The 17,323-nt window shown below is 60.0% G+C and carries 16 protein-coding genes and 1 pseudogene; 10 read left to right on the top strand and 7 right to left on the bottom strand.

From position 1 onward, the window contains the following. Nucleotides 1–135 precede the first annotated feature (135 nt). From sucC to BLV67_RS07500, 4 genes are all read left to right on the top strand, one after another. Entirely contained in the window at nt 136–1,302 is a 1,167-nt protein-coding gene (sucC, locus tag BLV67_RS07515) for an ADP-forming succinate--CoA ligase subunit beta (RefSeq protein ID WP_003210567.1), read from the top strand. Beyond that, on the top strand, nt 1,302–2,183 hold the full coding sequence (gene sucD, locus BLV67_RS07510; RefSeq protein ID WP_065929498.1) for a succinate--CoA ligase subunit alpha: 882 nt from the start codon (nt 1,302–1,304) through the stop codon (nt 2,181–2,183). The genes sucC and sucD overlap by 1 nt, the downstream gene beginning before the upstream one ends. A gap of 328 nt (nt 2,184–2,511) precedes the next feature. After that, nucleotides 2,512–3,825, top strand: a complete 1,314-nt coding sequence (gene brnQ / locus BLV67_RS07505; RefSeq protein WP_056859730.1) for a branched-chain amino acid transport system II carrier protein — start codon at nt 2,512–2,514, stop codon at nt 3,823–3,825. A 232-nt stretch (nt 3,826–4,057) separates the two neighbouring features. Continuing rightward, nucleotides 4,058–4,798, top strand: a complete 741-nt coding sequence (locus BLV67_RS07500; RefSeq protein ID WP_056859729.1) for a DUF599 domain-containing protein — start codon at nt 4,058–4,060, stop codon at nt 4,796–4,798. A 96-nt stretch (nt 4,799–4,894) separates the two neighbouring features. Here the strand turns inward: BLV67_RS07500 and BLV67_RS07495 are convergent, their stop codons facing one another. Continuing rightward, nucleotides 4,895–5,152: a hypothetical protein gene (locus BLV67_RS07495; RefSeq protein WP_056859728.1), complete on the bottom strand. Its 258-nt coding sequence runs from the start codon at nt 5,150–5,152 to the stop codon at nt 4,895–4,897. Nucleotides 5,153–5,309: 157 nt separating this feature from the next. Here BLV67_RS07495 and BLV67_RS07490 point away from each other — a divergent pair, with 157 nt between their 5' ends. The 4 genes from BLV67_RS07490 to BLV67_RS07475 all read left to right on the top strand — a co-directional run bounded on the left by BLV67_RS07490 (nt 5,310) and on the right by BLV67_RS07475 (nt 9,024). Beyond that, nucleotides 5,310–5,786, top strand: coding sequence for a PaaI family thioesterase (locus BLV67_RS07490; protein WP_065929499.1), 477 nt, complete (start codon nt 5,310–5,312; stop codon nt 5,784–5,786). After that, nucleotides 5,783–6,235 (top strand): PaaI family thioesterase, encoded by a 453-nt coding sequence (locus BLV67_RS07485; protein ID WP_065929500.1) that lies wholly within the window; start codon nt 5,783–5,785, stop codon nt 6,233–6,235. The genes BLV67_RS07490 and BLV67_RS07485 overlap by 4 nt, the downstream gene beginning before the upstream one ends. 89 nt (nt 6,236–6,324) lie before the next feature. Next, nucleotides 6,325–8,229: a molecular chaperone HtpG gene (htpG, locus tag BLV67_RS07480; RefSeq protein WP_065929522.1), complete on the top strand. Its 1,905-nt coding sequence runs from the start codon at nt 6,325–6,327 to the stop codon at nt 8,227–8,229. 66 nt (nt 8,230–8,295) lie between these two features. Beyond that, on the top strand, nt 8,296–9,024 hold the full coding sequence (locus BLV67_RS07475; RefSeq protein ID WP_069788734.1) for a dienelactone hydrolase family protein: 729 nt from the start codon (nt 8,296–8,298) through the stop codon (nt 9,022–9,024). Nucleotides 9,025–9,142: 118 nt separating this feature from the next. Here the strand turns inward: BLV67_RS07475 and BLV67_RS07470 are convergent, their stop codons facing one another. Together BLV67_RS07470 and BLV67_RS07465 are read right to left on the bottom strand one after the other, a co-directional pair. Further along, on the bottom strand, nt 9,143–10,009 hold the full coding sequence (locus tag BLV67_RS07470; protein WP_065929502.1) for a pirin family protein: 867 nt from the start codon (nt 10,007–10,009) through the stop codon (nt 9,143–9,145). 64 nt (nt 10,010–10,073) lie between these two features. After that, entirely contained in the window at nt 10,074–10,490 is a 417-nt protein-coding gene (locus BLV67_RS07465; RefSeq protein WP_069788735.1) for an OsmC family protein, read from the bottom strand. Between the two features lie 205 nt (nt 10,491–10,695). Between BLV67_RS07465 and BLV67_RS33640 the strand changes: the two are divergent. Both BLV67_RS33640 and BLV67_RS33635 read left to right on the top strand, forming a co-directional pair. Then, nucleotides 10,696–11,466: pseudogene (locus BLV67_RS33640) on the top strand (MCP four helix bundle domain-containing protein); the annotation flags it as partial. Continuing rightward, nucleotides 11,458–12,321 (top strand): methyl-accepting chemotaxis protein, encoded by an 864-nt coding sequence (locus tag BLV67_RS33635; RefSeq protein ID WP_371919102.1) that lies wholly within the window; start codon nt 11,458–11,460, stop codon nt 12,319–12,321. The pseudogene BLV67_RS33640 and the gene BLV67_RS33635, both read left to right, overlap by 9 nt. Nucleotides 12,322–12,497: 176 nt before the next feature. Here BLV67_RS33635 and fabB read toward each other — a convergent pair whose 3' ends face one another. From fabB to BLV67_RS07440, 4 genes are all read right to left on the bottom strand, one after another. Further along, on the bottom strand, nt 12,498–13,718 hold the full coding sequence (fabB, locus tag BLV67_RS07455; protein WP_012723103.1) for a beta-ketoacyl-ACP synthase I: 1,221 nt from the start codon (nt 13,716–13,718) through the stop codon (nt 12,498–12,500). Nucleotides 13,719–13,729: 11 nt separating this feature from the next. Then, complete coding sequence (gene fabA, locus BLV67_RS07450; RefSeq protein ID WP_003210552.1) at nt 13,730–14,245, bottom strand: 3-hydroxyacyl-[acyl-carrier-protein] dehydratase FabA; 516 nt, start codon at nt 14,243–14,245, stop codon at nt 13,730–13,732. A gap of 249 nt (nt 14,246–14,494) precedes the next feature. Continuing rightward, nucleotides 14,495–16,396, bottom strand: coding sequence for an ATP-binding protein (locus BLV67_RS07445; RefSeq protein WP_056859721.1), 1,902 nt, complete (start codon nt 16,394–16,396; stop codon nt 14,495–14,497). Beyond that, on the bottom strand, nt 16,393–17,322 hold the full coding sequence (locus BLV67_RS07440; RefSeq protein WP_065929505.1) for an ABC transporter substrate-binding protein: 930 nt from the start codon (nt 17,320–17,322) through the stop codon (nt 16,393–16,395). Before BLV67_RS07440 ends, BLV67_RS07445 begins: the two co-directional genes overlap by 4 nt. Nucleotide 17,323 lies beyond the last annotated feature (1 nt).

The raw sequence follows: 17,323 nt of genomic DNA, 5'->3' as shown, positions 1-17,323 counted from the left end.
TCCGCTGGACGCAGCCTTGCACAGCTTTACGGGTGTTAAGCCCAGCAAGTTGTGCAAGCAGCAGTCACAGGTGGCGCGGCACTCATAATGAGCGCAGCGCCGAATGCGCAGTACCTAACGAAGACGGTAAAAAGCATGAATCTTCACGAGTATCAGGGTAAGCAGCTGTTCGCTGAATACGGCCTGCCAGTATCCAAGGGTTACGCAGTAGACACCCCGGAAGCAGCAGCAGAAGCTTGCGACAAAATCGGTGGTACCGAATGGGTTGTCAAAGCCCAGGTCCACGCTGGTGGTCGCGGTAAAGCGGGCGGCGTTAAGCTGGTTCGCAGCAAAGAAGACGCCAAGGCCTTCGCACAGCAGTGGCTGGGCAAGCGTCTGGTGACTTACCAGACTGATGCCAATGGCCAGCCAGTCACCAAGATCCTGGTTGAATCGTGCACTGATATCGCTAAAGAGCTGTACCTGGGCGCTGTCGTTGACCGTTCGAGCCGTCGCATCGTGTTCATGGCCTCCACCGAAGGTGGCGTGGACATTGAGAAGATCGCCGAAGAAACCCCAGAAAAAATTCTGAAAGCCACTATCGATCCACTGGTTGGCGCTCAGCCATTCCAGGGTCGCGAGCTGGCTTTCCAGCTGGGTCTGGAAGGCAAGCAAGTTGCCCAGTTCGCCAAGATCTTCGTAGGTCTGGCCAAACTGTTCCAGGATCACGATCTGGCCCTGCTGGAAGTGAACCCGCTGGTGATCAAGGCTGACGGCGATCTGCACTGCCTCGACGCCAAGATCAACATCGACGCCAACGCCATGTACCGTCAGCCTAAGCTGAAGACTTTCCACGATCCGTCGCAAGACGATCCGCGCGAAGCGCACGCTGCCAAGTTCGAACTGAACTACGTAGCCCTGGAAGGTAACATCGGTTGCATGGTCAACGGTGCTGGCCTGGCCATGGGTACCATGGACATCGTCAACCTGCATGGCGGCAAACCAGCCAACTTCCTCGACGTAGGCGGTGGTGCTACCAAAGAACGTGTGACCGAAGCGTTCAAGATCATCCTGTCCGACTCCAACGTCGCAGCAGTATTGGTCAACATCTTCGGCGGCATCGTTCGTTGCGACATGATTGCCGAAGGCATCATCGGTGCAGTGAAAGAAGTCGGCGTTAAAATCCCGGTTGTTGTTCGCCTTGAAGGTAACAACGCTGAACTGGGCGCTAAAGTACTGGCAGAAAGCGGTTTGAACATCATCGCGGCTACCAGCCTGACCGACGCTGCTCAACAAGTTGTCAAAGCTGCGGAGGGCAAATAATGAGCGTCCTGATCAATAAAGACACCAAAGTTATCTGCCAGGGTATTACCGGTTCGCAAGGTAGTTTCCACACCCAGCAAGCCATCGAATACGGCACCAAGATGGTTGGCGGCGTAACTCCGGGCAAAGGCGGCACCGAGCACCTGGGCCTGCCAGTGTTCAACACCGTGAAAGAGGCTGTAGCTGCCACTGGCGCCACCGCCAGCGTTATCTACGTTCCCGCGCCTTTCTGCAAGGATTCGATCCTGGAAGCGGCATTGGGCGGTATCAAGCTGATCGTATGCATCACCGAAGGCATTGCTACCCTGGACATGCTGGAAGCTAAAGTTCGGTGCGACGAGCTGGGTGTAGTCCTGATCGGCCCTAACTGCCCAGGCGTGATCACCCCAGGCGAATGCAAGATCGGCATCATGCCAGGTCACATTCACTTGCCAGGCAAAGTCGGTATCGTTTCGCGTTCCGGCACCCTGACCTACGAAGCTGTGAAGCAGACGACTGACGCCGGTTTCGGTCAGTCGACTTGCGTCGGCATCGGCGGTGACCCGATCCCAGGCTCCAACTTCATCGACATCCTGAAGCTGTTCCAGGAAGACCCGAAGACCGAAGCGATCGTCATGATCGGTGAGATCGGCGGTTCGGCTGAAGAAGAAGCGGCTGCCTACATCAAGGCCAATGTGACCAAGCCGGTTGTTTCCTACATCGCTGGTGTGACTGCCCCTGCGGGCAAGCGCATGGGCCATGCTGGCGCAATCATCTCCGGCGGCAAGGGCACTGCAGACGAGAAGTTTGCTGCCCTGGAAGACGCAGGCGTTAAAACCGTGCGTTCGCTGGCAGACATCGGCAAGGCTTTGTCCGAGCTGACCGGTTGGGCTGTCAAGTAAGCCTCGCGCTTAGCTGACGCTTCACCACACAAAGGCCACCTTCGGGTGGCCTTTGTGCATTCTGGAGGTTGGTGAAGATCAAAATGGGCCGGTATTGCCAAATTTAAGTACGAAAACGCGACATTTGAATGTCGCTTATCGGACAGTCCGCCCCGCAACAGTGCGTTTGCCGGCTTAATTCTGTACTCTAGCCGCCTCTTTATGCGTCCGCCTCCCAAAAGGAAGCCGCGCGCTAGACCGGTCGGCCCCCATCAGGGTCGGCAGCAGTTCCCTCATCCACAGGGAATCCCTCTCTAAATTCCGATTCAGTAGTGTGGTATTTCCTGAAATGAAAGTGTTGAAAAGCCAGGACATCCTGGCGTTAGGCTTTATGACGTTTGCCCTGTTCGTGGGCGCCGGCAACATCATCTTCCCGCCTATCGTTGGTTTGCAGTCCGGGCCGCACGTCTGGATGGCAGCGCTGGGCTTTCTGATCACCGCGGTCGGTTTGCCGGTGGTTACCGTGATTGCCCTGGCCAAAGTCGGCGGCGGCATGGACGCGTTGAGCAGCCCGATCGGCAAGATCGCCGGTGGCCTGCTGGCGGCGGCGGCGTACCTGGCGGTAGGTCCGCTGTTCGCCACCCCGCGTACCGCAACCGTTTCGTTTGAAGTGGGCCTGGCGCCGCTGACCGGCGAAAGCCCGCTGGCACTGTTCCTCTACAGCTCGGTGTACTTCCTGCTGGTGTTCTTCATTTCCCTGTACCCGGGGCGTCTGCTGGACACCGTAGGGCGTTTCCTTGCACCGTTGAAGATCATCGCCCTGGCCGTGCTGGGCATCGCTGCGTTTGCCTTGCCGGCCGGTGATGTCGGTGTCGCCACCCCCGAATACGTGGCTGCACCGTTCTCCCAGGGGTTTATCAATGGTTACCTGACCATGGACACCCTCGGCGCGCTGGTATTCGGCATCGTTATCGTCAACGCGATTCGCTCCCGTGGTGTTGAGTCGCCCAAGTTGATTACCCGTTACGCGATCATTGCCGGGCTGATTGCCGGCGTGGGCCTGGCGCTGGTGTACATCAGCCTGTTCCGCCTGGGTTCGGGCAGCCATGCCGTGGCGGCCGGTGCCAGCAATGGTGCAGCCGTGCTGCACGCCTACGTGCAACACACCTTCGGCTCCCTGGGCAGCGGCTTCCTCGCCGTGCTGATCTCCCTGGCGTGCCTGGTCACCGCCGTGGGCCTGACCTGCGCCTGCGCCGAGTACTTCAGCAAGGTCCTGCCACTGTCTTACAAGACGCTGGTGGTGATTCTGGCGCTGTTCTCGCTGTTCGTGTCCAACCTGGGCCTGACCAAGCTGATTGCCTTCTCGATCCCGGTACTCACCGCGATCTACCCGCCGTGCATCGTGCTGGTGGCCCTGAGCTTCTGCAAAGACTTCTGGCAGGAGCAGGGCCGTATTGTTGGCCCGGTGATGCTGGTGTCGTTCATCTTTGGTTGCATCGATGCGCTCAAGGGCGCTGGCCTTGCCGATTGGATGCCTGCGCAGTTGGCGCACCTGCCGCTGAGTGAGCAAGGCCTGGCGTGGCTGGTGCCGTCGGTGATGACGTTGGGCGTGGCGGTAGTGGTTGACCGCATGCTCGGCAAGCGCAGCGAAGCGATCGCCTGACCTGCGCCGCACGCTTCACGGAAATGCCCCGTATCAATCGATACGGGGCATTTTTTATGCCTGCAAGACCACACCCTCTAAAGTGTGGAATACGGTCAGTGTGGGAGCGGGCTTGCGCGCGAATGCGGTGGATCAGTAATGCATCAGGCGACTGACACACCGTATTCGCGAGCAAGCCCGCTCCCACATTTAGATCGCATTAATATCCATATACCGAGCATAAGGCCCGCGCATGTCGTTCATCGAAACCAACCAAATCCATCTGCTGGCCGCCTTCTGGTTCGCCCTGTGCTGGGGTGGTTACACCCGTTATGCCAGCTGGAAAGCCCGTGACACCGCCTGCCTGGCCAGCGTGCTGCACCTGTATCGCGAAGACTGGATGCGCCGCATGCTGCTGCGTGATAACCGGATTGCCGACGCCAGCGTGATCGGCAACCTGGAGCGCAACGCCTCGTTCTTCGCGTCCAGTACGTTGATTATCCTCGCGGGTATTCTCACTGTACTGGGCGCGTCCGAGCGCGCAGTATCGTTACTGGCGGACATTCCCATGGTGCAGCAGGCGTCCCAGGGCATGTCGGAAATCAAGCTGCTGTGCCTGGCGCTGGTGTTCGTCTATGCGTTCTTCACGTTCAGTTGGTGCATGCGCCAATACAATTTTGCCGCCGTGCTGGTGGGGTCGGCGCCGATGATCGGTGAGCGGCATGTGTCGGAGCAGGAACGCAAAGCATTTGCCCTGCGGGCGGCGCGGGTGATTTCGATGGCGGCCAACCAGTTCAACTTTGGTCTGCGTTCGTATTACTTCGGCATGACCATGCTGGCCTGGTTTGTCAGCCCCTGGTTGTTCATGCTGATGAGCAGCGGGGTGGTGCTGGTGCTGTATCGCCGCGAGTTTCATTCCGACGTACTGCAGGTGATGGTCTACACGCCGACCGATATGCCAGTGGCTGAGCCGGCTAAAGACGCCGTGTCTTAACTGGAAGCACCGGTGTTAGTCCGGCTTTATTAAACCGCAGACAAAGAAAAGCCCGCTCTATAAGCGGGCTTTCTTTTTGCAGCAAAGACCAGGCTATTAAGGCTTGGCAGGTGCTGTTGGAGTAGCGGTGCCGTCTTCTTTCGCTTTTTCAGCGTTCGCATCAGCCTGAGCTTTGGCAGCATCGGCGTTTTCTTTTGCCGCGTCGTTCACTTTATCCTGTGCTTTGGCCATGTCTTTCTGAGCTTGCTCAGCATGCGATTGAGCATCTTGGGCTTTGTCTTCGGATTTCTTATCGCAGGCAGCGAGACCGAGGGCAGCGGCCAACATCATGGAAATAGCTAAAGTCTTGCGCATGGGGTGTTTCTCCTTATGGATATATCTACTGGCCTTTCGAGCTTAGACGGCCAGCATTAGTTCCTTTTGTTTCAAAGATATATAAAACACCACCGCCAAGGAACTTTTAGCCCTAACCCCATACTGCGTAAACCCGCACTAATAAGAGTCTGAACACATGACCGAAAATGCCTTGTTAGAGCGTGCCACACGCTTTGTTTCGGCCCTGCGCCATTGCCAGGTGCTGGGCATCATTGTCCATGCCGCCAGCCAGGAGGGCATGACGCTGGCCCTGCCTTACGGCCCGCATATCGTCGGCGACCCTCAAACCGGAGTAATTCACGGCGGCGCGCTGACCTCATTGATGGACACTGCCTGCGGCATGGCCACGCTGTGCGTGCTGCCGGAGTTCGAGGTGTGCCCGACCCTGGATTTGCGCGTCGACTATATGCATCCCGCCGAGCCGCATAAGCCGGTATATGGCTTTGCACAGTGCTACCGGGTGACCACCGACGTGATCTTCACCCGTGGGTTCGCTTACCAGGATGACCCGCAACAGCCCATCGCCCACGTGGTGGGCACCTTCATGCGCATGGGCAAGCGCCTCAAGGGCACGCAAGGGCTCGGCAACTCGATCAAGGGAGACCAGGCATGACGCATCGATTCAAGACCCGCCTCGAACAGGCCCATCAGCGCGGTGACTATGAGGCGCTGCTCAACCTGGTGCCTTACGCCAAGTTGATCGGCATTGAATGCTCAAGGCTCGGGGATGAGCTGCTGTTCCGCCTGCCGGCCAACAAGGACAATATTGGTAACCCGATATTACCGGCGCTGCACGGTGGCGTGATCGCAGGTTTTATGGAGCTGTCGGCGGCGTTACATTTGCTGGTATTTACCGGCGCGCCGGGCTTGCCGAAAATCATCGATTTTTCCCTGGATTACCTGCGCGCCGGGCAGTTTCGCGACACCTACGCCAAATGCCAGGTGTGGCGCCAAGGCCGGCGGGTGGCGAATGTGGCGATCACTGCCTGGCAAAGCACCGCAGCGGAGCCGATTGCCACCGCCCGCGCACATTTCAAAATTGAGGAATGGGTGCGCCCTTGAAATCCTGGTCTTAGCCCCCAACTTTGATGACAACCCGCCGCCAACCCTTTCGGGCGCGGCCATTGCCATCCAATTGGAGTTTGATGACCATGAGTGTGGAAACTCAAAAGGAAACCCTGGGCTTCCAGACCGAGGTGAAGCAACTGCTGCACCTCATGATCCATTCGCTGTATTCCAACAAGGAAATCTTCCTTCGCGAATTGATCTCGAACGCCTCTGACGCTGTCGACAAATTACGTTTCGAAGCCCTTTCCAAGCCTGAGTTGCTGGAAGGTGGCGCCGAACTGAAAATCCGTGTGAGCTTCGACAAGGACGCCAAGACCGTCACCCTCGAAGACAACGGCATCGGCATGAGCCGCGAAGACGCGATTACTCATCTGGGTACCATCGCCAAATCCGGCACCGCAGACTTCATGAAGAACCTGTCGGGCGACCAGAAGAAAGATTCGCACCTGATCGGCCAGTTCGGCGTGGGCTTCTACTCGGCCTTCATCGTCGCCGACAAGGTTGAAGTATTCAGCCGCCGCGCCGGCCTTGACGCCAGCGAAGGCGTGCACTGGGCCTCCAAAGGTGAGGGCGAGTTTGAAATCGCCACTGTCGACAAGGCTGACCGCGGTACGCGTATCGTGCTGCACCTCAAAGCGGCTGAAGATGAATTTGCCGACGGCTACCGCCTGCGCAATATCATCAAGAAATACTCCGACCACATTGCTTTGCCCATCGAACTGCCGAAAGAACAAGCGGCTGTCGAGGGCGAAGAAAAGCCTGCCCAGGAATGGGAAGTGGTCAACCGTGCCAGCGCGTTGTGGACCCGCCCTCGTACCGAAGTCAAAGACGAGGAATACCAGGAGTTCTACAAGCACATCGCTCACGACTACGAAAACCCGCTGAGCTGGAGCCACAACAAGGTCGAAGGCAAGCTGGAATACAGCTCGCTGCTCTACGTGCCGGCCCGCGCTCCGTTCGACCTGTACCAGCGTGAAGCGCCGAAAGGCCTGAAGCTGTACGTGCAGCGCGTGTTCGTGATGGACCAGGCAGAATCCTTCCTGCCGCTGTACCTGCGCTTCATCAAGGGTGTGGTCGACTCCAACGACCTGTCGCTGAACGTGTCGCGGGAAATCCTGCAGAAAGACCCGATCATCGACTCCATGAAGTCGGCGCTGACCAAGCGCGTGCTCGACATGCTGGAAAAACTGGCGAAGAACGAACCTGAGCAATACAAGGGCTTCTGGAAAAACTTCGGCCAGGTCATGAAAGAAGGCCCGGCGGAAGACTTCGCCAATAAGGAAAAAATTGCCGGCCTGCTGCGTTTTGCCTCGACTCAGGGTGACGACGGCGAGCAGGTTGTGTCGCTGGCCGAGTACCTGGCACGCGCCAAGGAAGGTCAGGACAAGATCTACTACCTGACCGGCGAGACCTACGCCCAGGTCAAGAACAGCCCGCACCTGGAAGTCTTCCGCAAGAAAGGCATCGAAGTGCTGCTGTTGACCGACCGTATCGACGAGTGGCTGATGAGCTACCTCAGCGAGTTCGATGGCAAGACCTTCGTCGACGTGGCCCGTGGTGACCTGGACCTGGGTAACCTGGACTCTGAAGAAGAGAAGAAGGAAGCCGAAGAAGTCGCCAAGGCTAAAGAAGGCCTGGTTGAGCGGATCAAGACTGCCTTGGGCGATGCCGTCAGCGAAGTGCGGGTTTCCCACCGTCTGACCGATTCTCCGGCGATTCTGGCCATCGGCGAGCAGGATCTGGGCATGCAGATGCGTCAGATCCTCGAAGCCAGCGGTCAGAAGGTGCCGGATTCCAAGCCGATCTTCGAATTCAACCCGGCTCACCCGCTGATCGAGAAACTCGATGGCGAGCAGAGCGAAGAGCGTTTTGGCGACCTGTCCCATATCCTCTTCGACCAGGCAGCCCTGGCCGCCGGTGACAGCCTTAAGGATCCGGCCGCGTATGTGCGCCGCCTGAACAAGCTGTTGGTTGAACTGTCGGTTTAACACCGTTGTAGAAAAACCCGCTTCGGCGGGTTTTTTCGTTCTAACGCACCTCAACTGGAGTAAATGATGAGCCAAGTCACTGTACGTTCCGTGGTCTATCAGATTGATGGCCAGTCTTATGAAAGCCGCCTGGCGTTCGACGCCAGCCACAACGGCCCGTTGCCGGGCCTGCTGATGGCGCCGAACTGGATGGGTGTGAGTGCGGGTGCCGAAGAAATCGCCAAAAGCGTGGCCAGCCGAGGCTACGTGGTGCTGATCGCCGACCTGTACGGGCAAACCGTGCGCCCGACGAATGGCGATGAAGCCGGCGCTGCGATGATGCCGTTGAAGAACGATAACCCGGCGCTGCTCAAGCGCATGCAGGCGGCCTTTGAGCAGCTGCAAAGCCAGACCGAAGCGGCTGTTGATACCTCGAAGCTGGCCACTTTCGGTTTCTGCTTTGGCGGTTTCTGCTCGCTGGAGCTGGCACGTACCGGTGCGCCGTTGAAGGCAGCCGTGTCGTTCCACGGTACGATCGACACGCACAATCCTGCAGGTGCGAAGCACGTCAAAGGCTCGGTGCTGGTGCTGCACGGCGCTAGCGATCCATTGGTGCCAAAAGAGCAACTGCCGGCGTTTGAGGCGGAAATGAACGCCGCCGGTGTGGATTGGCAGTTGCTGAGCTACGGCGGCGCGGTGCATTCCTTCACCGACCCGCACGCCAATGTGCCGGGCAAGATGATGTACGACGCAAAGACGGCCAAACGGGCGTTCCAGTCGATGCATAACTTGCTGGACGAAGTGTTCAAGGGCTAAAGCTTTAGCGTTGATCGTTCCCACGCTCTGCGTGGGAACGCCTCGCTGGACGCTCAGCGTCCGCTCTTGGTGACGCGGAGCGTCACGGGCTGCATTCCCACGCAGAGCGTGGGAACGATCATCTCACCGGCAACTCAATCCTTTCAGACTCACCCGGCACCGTCGGCCAATCCCCAGCCGCCCAACGCTGTCTGGCCTGTTCAATCACCGCCGGATCGCTCGCGACAAAATTCCAGTTGATCCGCCGTGGCCCATCCAGCGGCGCGCCGCCGAACACCACCACGTGGCAATCGCTTTGAGCAAACAAGGTCATTGCCTGCCCGCTCGGCAACACCACCAGGCTATGCGCCTCGACGGCCTCACCGTCCAGTTGCGCCTCGCCGTCCAGCACATACACCGCCCGTTCTTCATGCTCATCCGGGATCAGCAAGGTGGTGGCCGTGTGCATCTGCACTTCGGCGTACAGCGTGGGTGACAGCACCGGCACCGGCGATTTAAGGCAGAAGCCCGAGCCTGCGATCAGGCGGATCTGCACGCCCAGGTTGTCGCTCACCGGCAGGCTCGCCGCAGGATGATGGCTGTAGTGGCCCGGACCGGTTTCGTGGTCTTTGGGCGAGGCCAGCCACACTTGCAGGCCATGCAGGCTGAAGCCGCTGGCCTTGATGGCATCGGGCGTGCGTTCGACGTGGGCAATTGCGCTGCCGGCGGTCATCCAGCTGACGTCACCGGCTTGCACTACCTGGTCCGAGCCCAGGCTGTCCTTGTGCTGCAAGGCGCCTTCGAACAGATAGGTGAGGGTGGACAGCCCGATATGTGGGTGCTGGCGAATATTCATGCCGGTGCCGGGCGCATAGCGGGTCGGCAACATGTGGTCGAAAAACACAAAAGGCCCGACGCTGCGGCATTCGCGTGACGGCAGCGGGCGCAGGATCGGCTGGCCTTCGACGTCTTCGGCGCGCGGGCGGATCACGGTGAGGGTGGTCATGGGGCGTCCCTGTCTGAGCGGGTTAGGTGCTACTGAGCATAACCCGCTCGACGGGAGGTTGGCGCTACTGGCTGAAGGCGCCTTCGGACAGTTTGGTCTCGATGATGACTTCGGCAGTGGTCATCAGCTTGTGTACCGGGCAGCGATCGGCCACGTGATGCAGGATGTCGCGCTGCTCGTCGGTGAGCACACCTTTGAGCGTCAGCTTGACGTTGAGCTTGTACTTGCCTTTTTGTTCCTCGGCGCTGTCGTGGGTGACTTCCACGGTGACGCCGGTAAGCGGGATGTCTTTTTTCTGGGCGTAGAGCTTCACGGTCAGCGCCTTGCACGAGGCCAGGGCGGCGTCGAAATAGTCGTGGGGCGAGGGCGCCGAGTCGCTACCGCCCAGGCTTTTGGGCAGGTCGGTGAACAGCTCGTGGTTGTCGATGTTCAAGCTGTGGCGAAAGTTATCGTGGTTCAGGGTATTGACGGTAACAGGCATGGCAAACCTCACGAGGGCAGGAAAAGGTCATGCAGTTATAGAGCATGCTGGCACTTCAGTGTTCCGCGTTTTTTGCAATGGCAGCTCGCGCGATTGCAATGGGCGTTGATATCGCGTTTTCGTCTTACGCAAACGGGACAACGGGCCGATACCTTTCAGGAGACCTGCTGCAGGTGGATGCAGCGCATTCGGAAGGAATCCAGGCATGAGTATCCGTAGTTTGAATATCGCCCCGCGCGCCGGTTTGGGCTTTGGCGTGCTGGCATTGATGGTGTTTGCCCTGGGCGGTTTCGCCCTGCTGCAAATGGCCAATATGCGCCAACAGTCCGATCAGGTAGAGAACAATTGGTTGCCCAGCGTGATGGCGGTGGGGGAGATGGCCCAGGACCTGCTGCGGGTGCGTGCGCTCACCCTGCGTTTGCTGGTCAACCGTGACCCGCAGGCGCTGGCGCAGAACGAGCAGAAACTCACTGACCTGAAAAACGGCCTGCACCGGGCGCAGACGCTCTACGAAGGGCTGATCGTACTGCCCGAAGAGCGTGCGCTGTTTGATCGCTTCAAGGCCCAGGAGCAGCAATACCTGCAGCGCCAGGAGCAGGTGATGGGGTTTTCCAAGGCCAATCAGCTGGAAGATGCGATCAGGATCGTCAACGGTGAGATGAATCAACTGGCCGATGAGTTGGCCGCGACCTTGCACCACCTGGTGACCTTGAACAAGGCCAGTGCCAACCAGGCCGCGAACCTGGCGCAGAGCGTATTCACGCAATCGCGCACGTGGGTGGTCGGCATGATAGTGCTTACCGCATTGATCACCATCGGCCTGGCGGTCTGGCTGACCCGCAGCATCGTGCTGCCGTTGGCGCAGTCGCTGAAGGTCGCCCAGGGCGTGGCGGGCGGCGACCTCACCGGTGAGATCAACGTAACCGGCAACGATGAGCCCGCGCGCTTGCAGCAGGCGCTCAAGGGCATGCAGGCGAACCTGCGCGACACCATCCGACGGATTGCCGAGTCTTCGAACCAATTGGCTTCGGCTTCTGAAGAGCTCAGCTGTGTGACTGAAGATGCGACCCGTGGCTTGCACCAGCAGAACCAGGAAATCGAACAGGCGGCCACGGCGGTCAACCAGATGACCGCCGCGGTGGAGGAGGTGGCGAGCAATGCGGTGGCCACGTCCCAGGCGTCCCGCGAGTCTGACCGCATTGCCCAGCGTGGGCGCGAGCAGGTGCATCAGACCGTGGTGTCGATTGAAGCGCTGGCCGATGACGTCACCTCCAACGCCACTCAGGTCGAGGACCTGGCGCAGAAGGTCTATGGCATCAGCAAGGTGCTGGATGTGATTCGCTCGATTGCCGAGCAGACCAACTTGCTGGCGTTGAATGCCGCGATTGAGGCGGCGCGCGCAGGCGATGCCGGGCGTGGCTTTGCGGTGGTGGCCGATGAGGTGCGGGCCTTGGCCCATCGCACGCAGCAGTCGACCCAGGAAATCGAGTTGATGATCAGCGGGATCCAGCAAGGCACTGATCAGGCCGTCAGTTCGATGCAGCAGAGCAACACCCGGGCGCGCTCTACCCTGGATATCGCCAAGTCGGCGGGCACGGCGTTGGAGGAGATTGCGTCGGCCTTTACCTTGATCAACGAGCGCAACCTGGTGATTGCCAGCGCGTCGGAGCAGCAGGCGGCGGTGGCGCGGGAGGTGGATCGCAATTTGATGAACATTCGCGATCTGGCGCATCAGACGTCGACCGGGGCTAACCAGACCAGTGCGGCGAGCCAGGAGCTGTCGCGGTTGGCGGTGGACCTGAATACCATGGTGGCGCGGTTTTCGGTGTAGGGCTTGAGACCTGGGTGACGCTATCGCAGGCAAGCCAGCTCCCACAGTTGACTGTGTTCGCTATTCAAAATGTGGGAGCTGGCTTGCCTGCGATGAAGGCGACTCGGACTCATTCCATTGCCCACAAAAAAGCCCCGAACCAGTCGGGGCTTTTTCAGGTGATCAACCTGCGGGGCTTACTTGCCCTGCCAGCGTTTCAGTACCAGAGTGGCGTTGGTGCCACCGAAGCCGAAGCTGTTGCTCATCACGGTGTCGATCTTGGCGTTTTCGACGGTCTTGGTCAGGATCGGCATGTCGGCGACGACCGGGTCGATCTCGTCGATGTTGGCCGAGCCGGCCATGAAGTTGCCTTCCATCATCAGCAGGCAGTAGATCGCTTCGTGAACGCCGGCGGCGCCCAGGGAGTGACCCGACAGGCTCTTGGTAGAGCTGATGGCCGGTGCCTTGTCGCCGAATACCGCACGCACACCTTCCATTTCCTTGGCATCGCCGACCGGCGTCGAAGTGCCGTGGGTGTTCAGGTAGTCGATTGGGGTGTCCACGGTGGACATGGCCATCTGCATGCAACGGATGGCGCCTTCGCCGCTTGGCGCAACCATGTCGTAGCCGTCGGACGTAGCGCCGTAGCCGACGATTTCCGCGTAGATTTTTGCGCCACGGGCCAGAGCGTGTTCCAGCTCCTCGACCACTACCATGCCGCCACCGCCGGCGATGACGAAACCGTCACGCTTGGCGTCGTAGGCGCGGGAGGCCTTTTCCGGGGTTTCGTTGTACTGGGTGGACAGCGCGCCCATGGCGTCGAACAGGAACGACTGGCTCCAATGTTCTTCTTCGCCGCCGCCGGCGAAGACGATGTCCTGCTTGCCCAACTGGATCTGCTCGACCGCAGTACCGATGCAATGAGCACTGGTGGCGCACGCGGAGGAGATCGAGTAGTTCACGCCCTTGATGGCGAACGGCGTGGCCAGGCAGGCCGAAACGGTGCTGCCCATGGTCCGTGTGACACGGTACGGGCCAACGCGCTTCACGCCTTTTTCGCGCAGGATGTCCAGCGCTTCCATCTGGTTGAGGGTTGATGCGCCGCCGGAGCCGGCGATCAGGCCGGTGCGTACGTTCGAAACCTGGTCTTCGCTCAGGCCCGAGTCGGCGATGGCGTCTTTCATGGCCAGGTAGGCGTAGGCGGCAGCGTGGCCGACGAAGCGATAGATCTTGCGATCAATCAGTTCTTCGAGGGGCAGGTCGATGGAGCCGGAAACCTGGCTACGCAGACCCATTTCGGCATATTCCGGGTTGAAGCGGATGCCAGGGCGACTTGCACGCAGGTTAGCGGTGACGGTCTCTTTGTCATTGCCCAGGCAAGAAACAATACCCAGACCAGTGATAACGACGCGGCGCATGCGGATAACCCTTAAAAGTTGTCAGTGGAAGTGAATACGCCGACCCGAAGGCCTTCGGCAGTATAGATCTCGCGACCGTCGACAGTCACCGAACCGTCGGCGATAGCGAGGTTCAGCTTGCCCTTGAGGACGCGCTTGATTTGAATGTTGTAGGTGACTTTCTTGGCGGTCGGCAGGACCTGGCCAAAGAACTTCACTTCGCCCGAACCCAGGGCACGACCGCGACCTGGCAGGCCTTGCCAGCCCAGGTAGAAACCGACCAGTTGCCACATGGCATCAAGGCCCAGGCAGCCCGGCATCACAGGGTCGCCTTCGAAATGGCAGGCGAAGAACCACAGATCAGGGGTGATATCCAGCTCGGCGACCAATTCACCTTTGCCGTACTTGCCACCCTCTTCGCTGATATGGGTGATGCGATCCACCATCAGCATGTTCGGGGCGGGCAGTTGCGCGTTACCTGGGCCGAACAGCTCACCGCGACTGCAGCGCAGCAGGTCTTCCCGAGTAAAGGCGTTTTGTTTGGTCATGCGAGCTCCTCAATAATCCCATGCGGCAGGGCAGGGTAAATCTTCCCGGACCGAATGAAGCGTTCATGCCTCATATCGGCAGCCTACACATAGACTATTGCGTTGTAGTGAAAGTCACAGCGTCAAGGTACTCAATGTACACTTGTTCACTGAAATTTTAAACCGAGCCTGTTTATCGGCCCGTTTGGGTGCCTAAGACTGCCGCACTTTCGTCTTTCACGCCAGTCGGAGTTGGCTGATGGCGCCGCGCTATTGCACCCAGCGCTGCAGTATTTGCTGCAAATCCGTGCGTTTGAACGGCTTGGCCAGGTAATCGTTCATTCCGGCTGCCAGACAGGCTTCGCGATCACCCTGCAAGGCGTTGGCCGTCAGCGCGATAATCGGCAGGTCGGCGCAGCCGGGCAGTTGGCGAATCCGGCGGGTGGCTTCGTAGCCGTCGATCAAGGGCAGGCGGCAATCCATCAGGATCGCGGTAAAAATCAGGCTCTCGGCACTGCGGATCGCCTCGGCGCCATCGATGGCCAGGCTCACTTCAAACCCCAGGCTGCGCAACATGGCTTCGACCACGGTGCGATTGACCGGGTTGTCCTCCACCAGCAACACATGGCGGCCATCACCCGCGCTGGCCTTGCCCTCGGCGTCCAGGGCGATCGCCGGCAGGCTGTGCTGGTCGATGGCCAGCGGGATTTCCAGAGTAAACACCGAGCCACGGCCTTCCTGGCTTTGCGCGCGCAGCGTGCCGCCCATACGTTCGGCCAGCGTGCGCGCAATGGGCAAGCCCAGGCCGGTGCCGCCGTAACGTCTGGAAATGGAACTGTCAGCCTGCTGGAACGCATCGAACATCAGTTCCAGGCGTTCGGCGGAAATCCCGATGCCACTGTCGCGCACCGTGCAGGTGAACCACACCAGTTCATGGTCGAGGGTTTGCCAATGGGGCTCGACGGTGACGCTGCCGTGCTCGGTGAATTTGAGCGCGTTACCGATCAGGTTCACCAGGATTTGGCGGATACGGGTCGGGTCACCCTGCACGCGCAAGGCGTCCATGCCCGGCGGAATCGGCAACTCCAGGCTCAACCCGCGCTGCTGTGCGCTGTGCTGGAAGGCCTGGGCACAGCTGTTGATCAGGTCGGCGAGGTTGAAGGGGATATGTTCCAGCTCCAGCGCGGCGCGTTCGATGCGTGAGAAGTCGAGGATGTCGTTGATGACTTTAAGCAGGTGCTCGGTGGACTCCGACGCCAGCGCCGCGTATTCGGTCTGCTCCTCGGTCATCTCGGTGGTTTCCAGCAGTTGCAGCATGCCCAGCACGCCGTTCATGGGCGTGCGCAGCTCGTGGCTCATCATCGCCAGGAAGTCCGACTTGGCGTTGTTGGCCCGTTCGGCCTCCTCGCGGGTCTGGATCAACTGGGCCATGGCCTGCTGCTGTTCGCGGCTGGCCTGGTTAAGGCCTTCGGCGAGGTTGTTGATGTGCCGCGACAAGTCGCCCAGCTCCGAGTCATCGACAATCGGCAGCGGTGTCTTGTAGTCGCCTTGCTGGATGGCTTTTACCGCGTGGCCCATGGCGCTGATCGGCTGCGACAGACTGGCGGCCAGGCGCCGGGCGAGCAGGAAGGTAAACAGCAGGGCGAACAGTGCGAGGATGCCGGCCTTGAACAGAATCTCCTGCTGGCGCTGGCTGAAGGCGTCGTTGGACATGCCGACGATCACCCGGCCCAGGTAATCGGCACGCGGCGCCTTGGGTTCGTTGAGGTTGTCCTGGAAAAAGTCATTGCCCAGCTGGATATGCTGCAAGCGGATGGGGGCCTGGAACACTTTCACCGACAGCGAACGGTCGTGTTTCTCCGAGGGTTGCTCGACATACACCAGGATGTTCTCGGTGCTGTCCTGAATCTCCAGAAAGCGCACATGCGGGGTGGCCAGCGTGGCACGCAGCAGGCTTTCGAGCACATCGTTGTTGCCGGAAATAACCCCGTACTCGGTGGCCGGGGCCAGTTGGTTGGCGATCAACTGGCCGGTGTGGTCGAGCTCCTGGCGCAAGTCCTGGATACGCACGAAGGTAAAGAAGCTGATCAACAGCAGGGTCAGCAACAGCGCCGGGCCCAGGGTGATGAGCTGGGTGCGGGTGTTGATGTCCCAGCGACGACGCAAGGTCATGGGCGTTTTTCTCCTTCGGCCAGGCGGGCGGCGACGGCGGCTTCGTCCACCTGTTCGATCCCCAGTGAGCGCGCGACTTGCGGGTTGCCCACGACTTTGAAGTGTTGCGGGTACAGGCTGCGTGGCCAGTTGGCGGGCGGATGATCCAGCAGCCGGTCGAGTACATCCAGCCAGTCGGCCTGGTCGCTGTAGGTGCTGGCCAGGCTGCCGGCCTTGACGAACCCGGCGTTGGGGCCCACCAGCGGCAGTTGCTGGGCATAGCTGCTGAGCAACAGGTTCTTCACGGTTTTCGGGTTGTACAACTGCGGGTCGTCGAGGCCGAGCAGCACGTCACTGTTCTTGAGCAGGTTTTGCAGCGGGCGGCTGTCGCTGATGTTGTCCCAGCGCTGCGGCACGATTTGCAGGCCCATGGGCGCTGCGTACTCGCGCAGCTCCGGCAGCAGGAACTCACTGTCGCTGCCATAGAGCACACCGATGCGTCGGGCCTGCGGCAGGATGTTGGCGATCAGCTTGAGTTGGCGCGCCAGCGGCGGGTCGCTCCACAACAGGCTGATTTTTGCCGGGTGGGTGGTGCCCAGGCGCTGGCGTGCCTGCAGGCGGCTGATACGCAACACCAGGGTCGGCGGGCCCTGGTCATCCTGCAGGCGCCAGTCGAGGCCGGGCAGGTCCAGCAGGATCAGGCGGGTGGCGGGCGGCAACCGGCTCGGCGCGGGCAAGTCTTTGAGCGGGACAAAGCTCACCTGGTCTTCGGGGCGCTGCCGGGCCAGGGCTTGGGTAAATGCCTGAACGCCGGCACCGTCTTCGGCGGCGGTCAACAGGATATCGGCGCTCCACGCCGGCGCGGTCAGCAGCAGGCACACCAGCAGCAAGGCACGGCGCCAGAGCCGAAAGATAAAGAAGGGGGTCATCCGTGACTGAGCGCTCATG

This window comes from Pseudomonas salomonii, from assembly GCF_900107155.1.
In the GTDB taxonomy this organism is placed as follows: Bacteria; Pseudomonadota; Gammaproteobacteria; order Pseudomonadales; family Pseudomonadaceae; genus Aquipseudomonas; species Aquipseudomonas salomonii.
The sequence above is the reverse complement of the archived record's forward strand: the minus strand, read 5'-3'. Positions and strand labels throughout refer to the sequence as shown.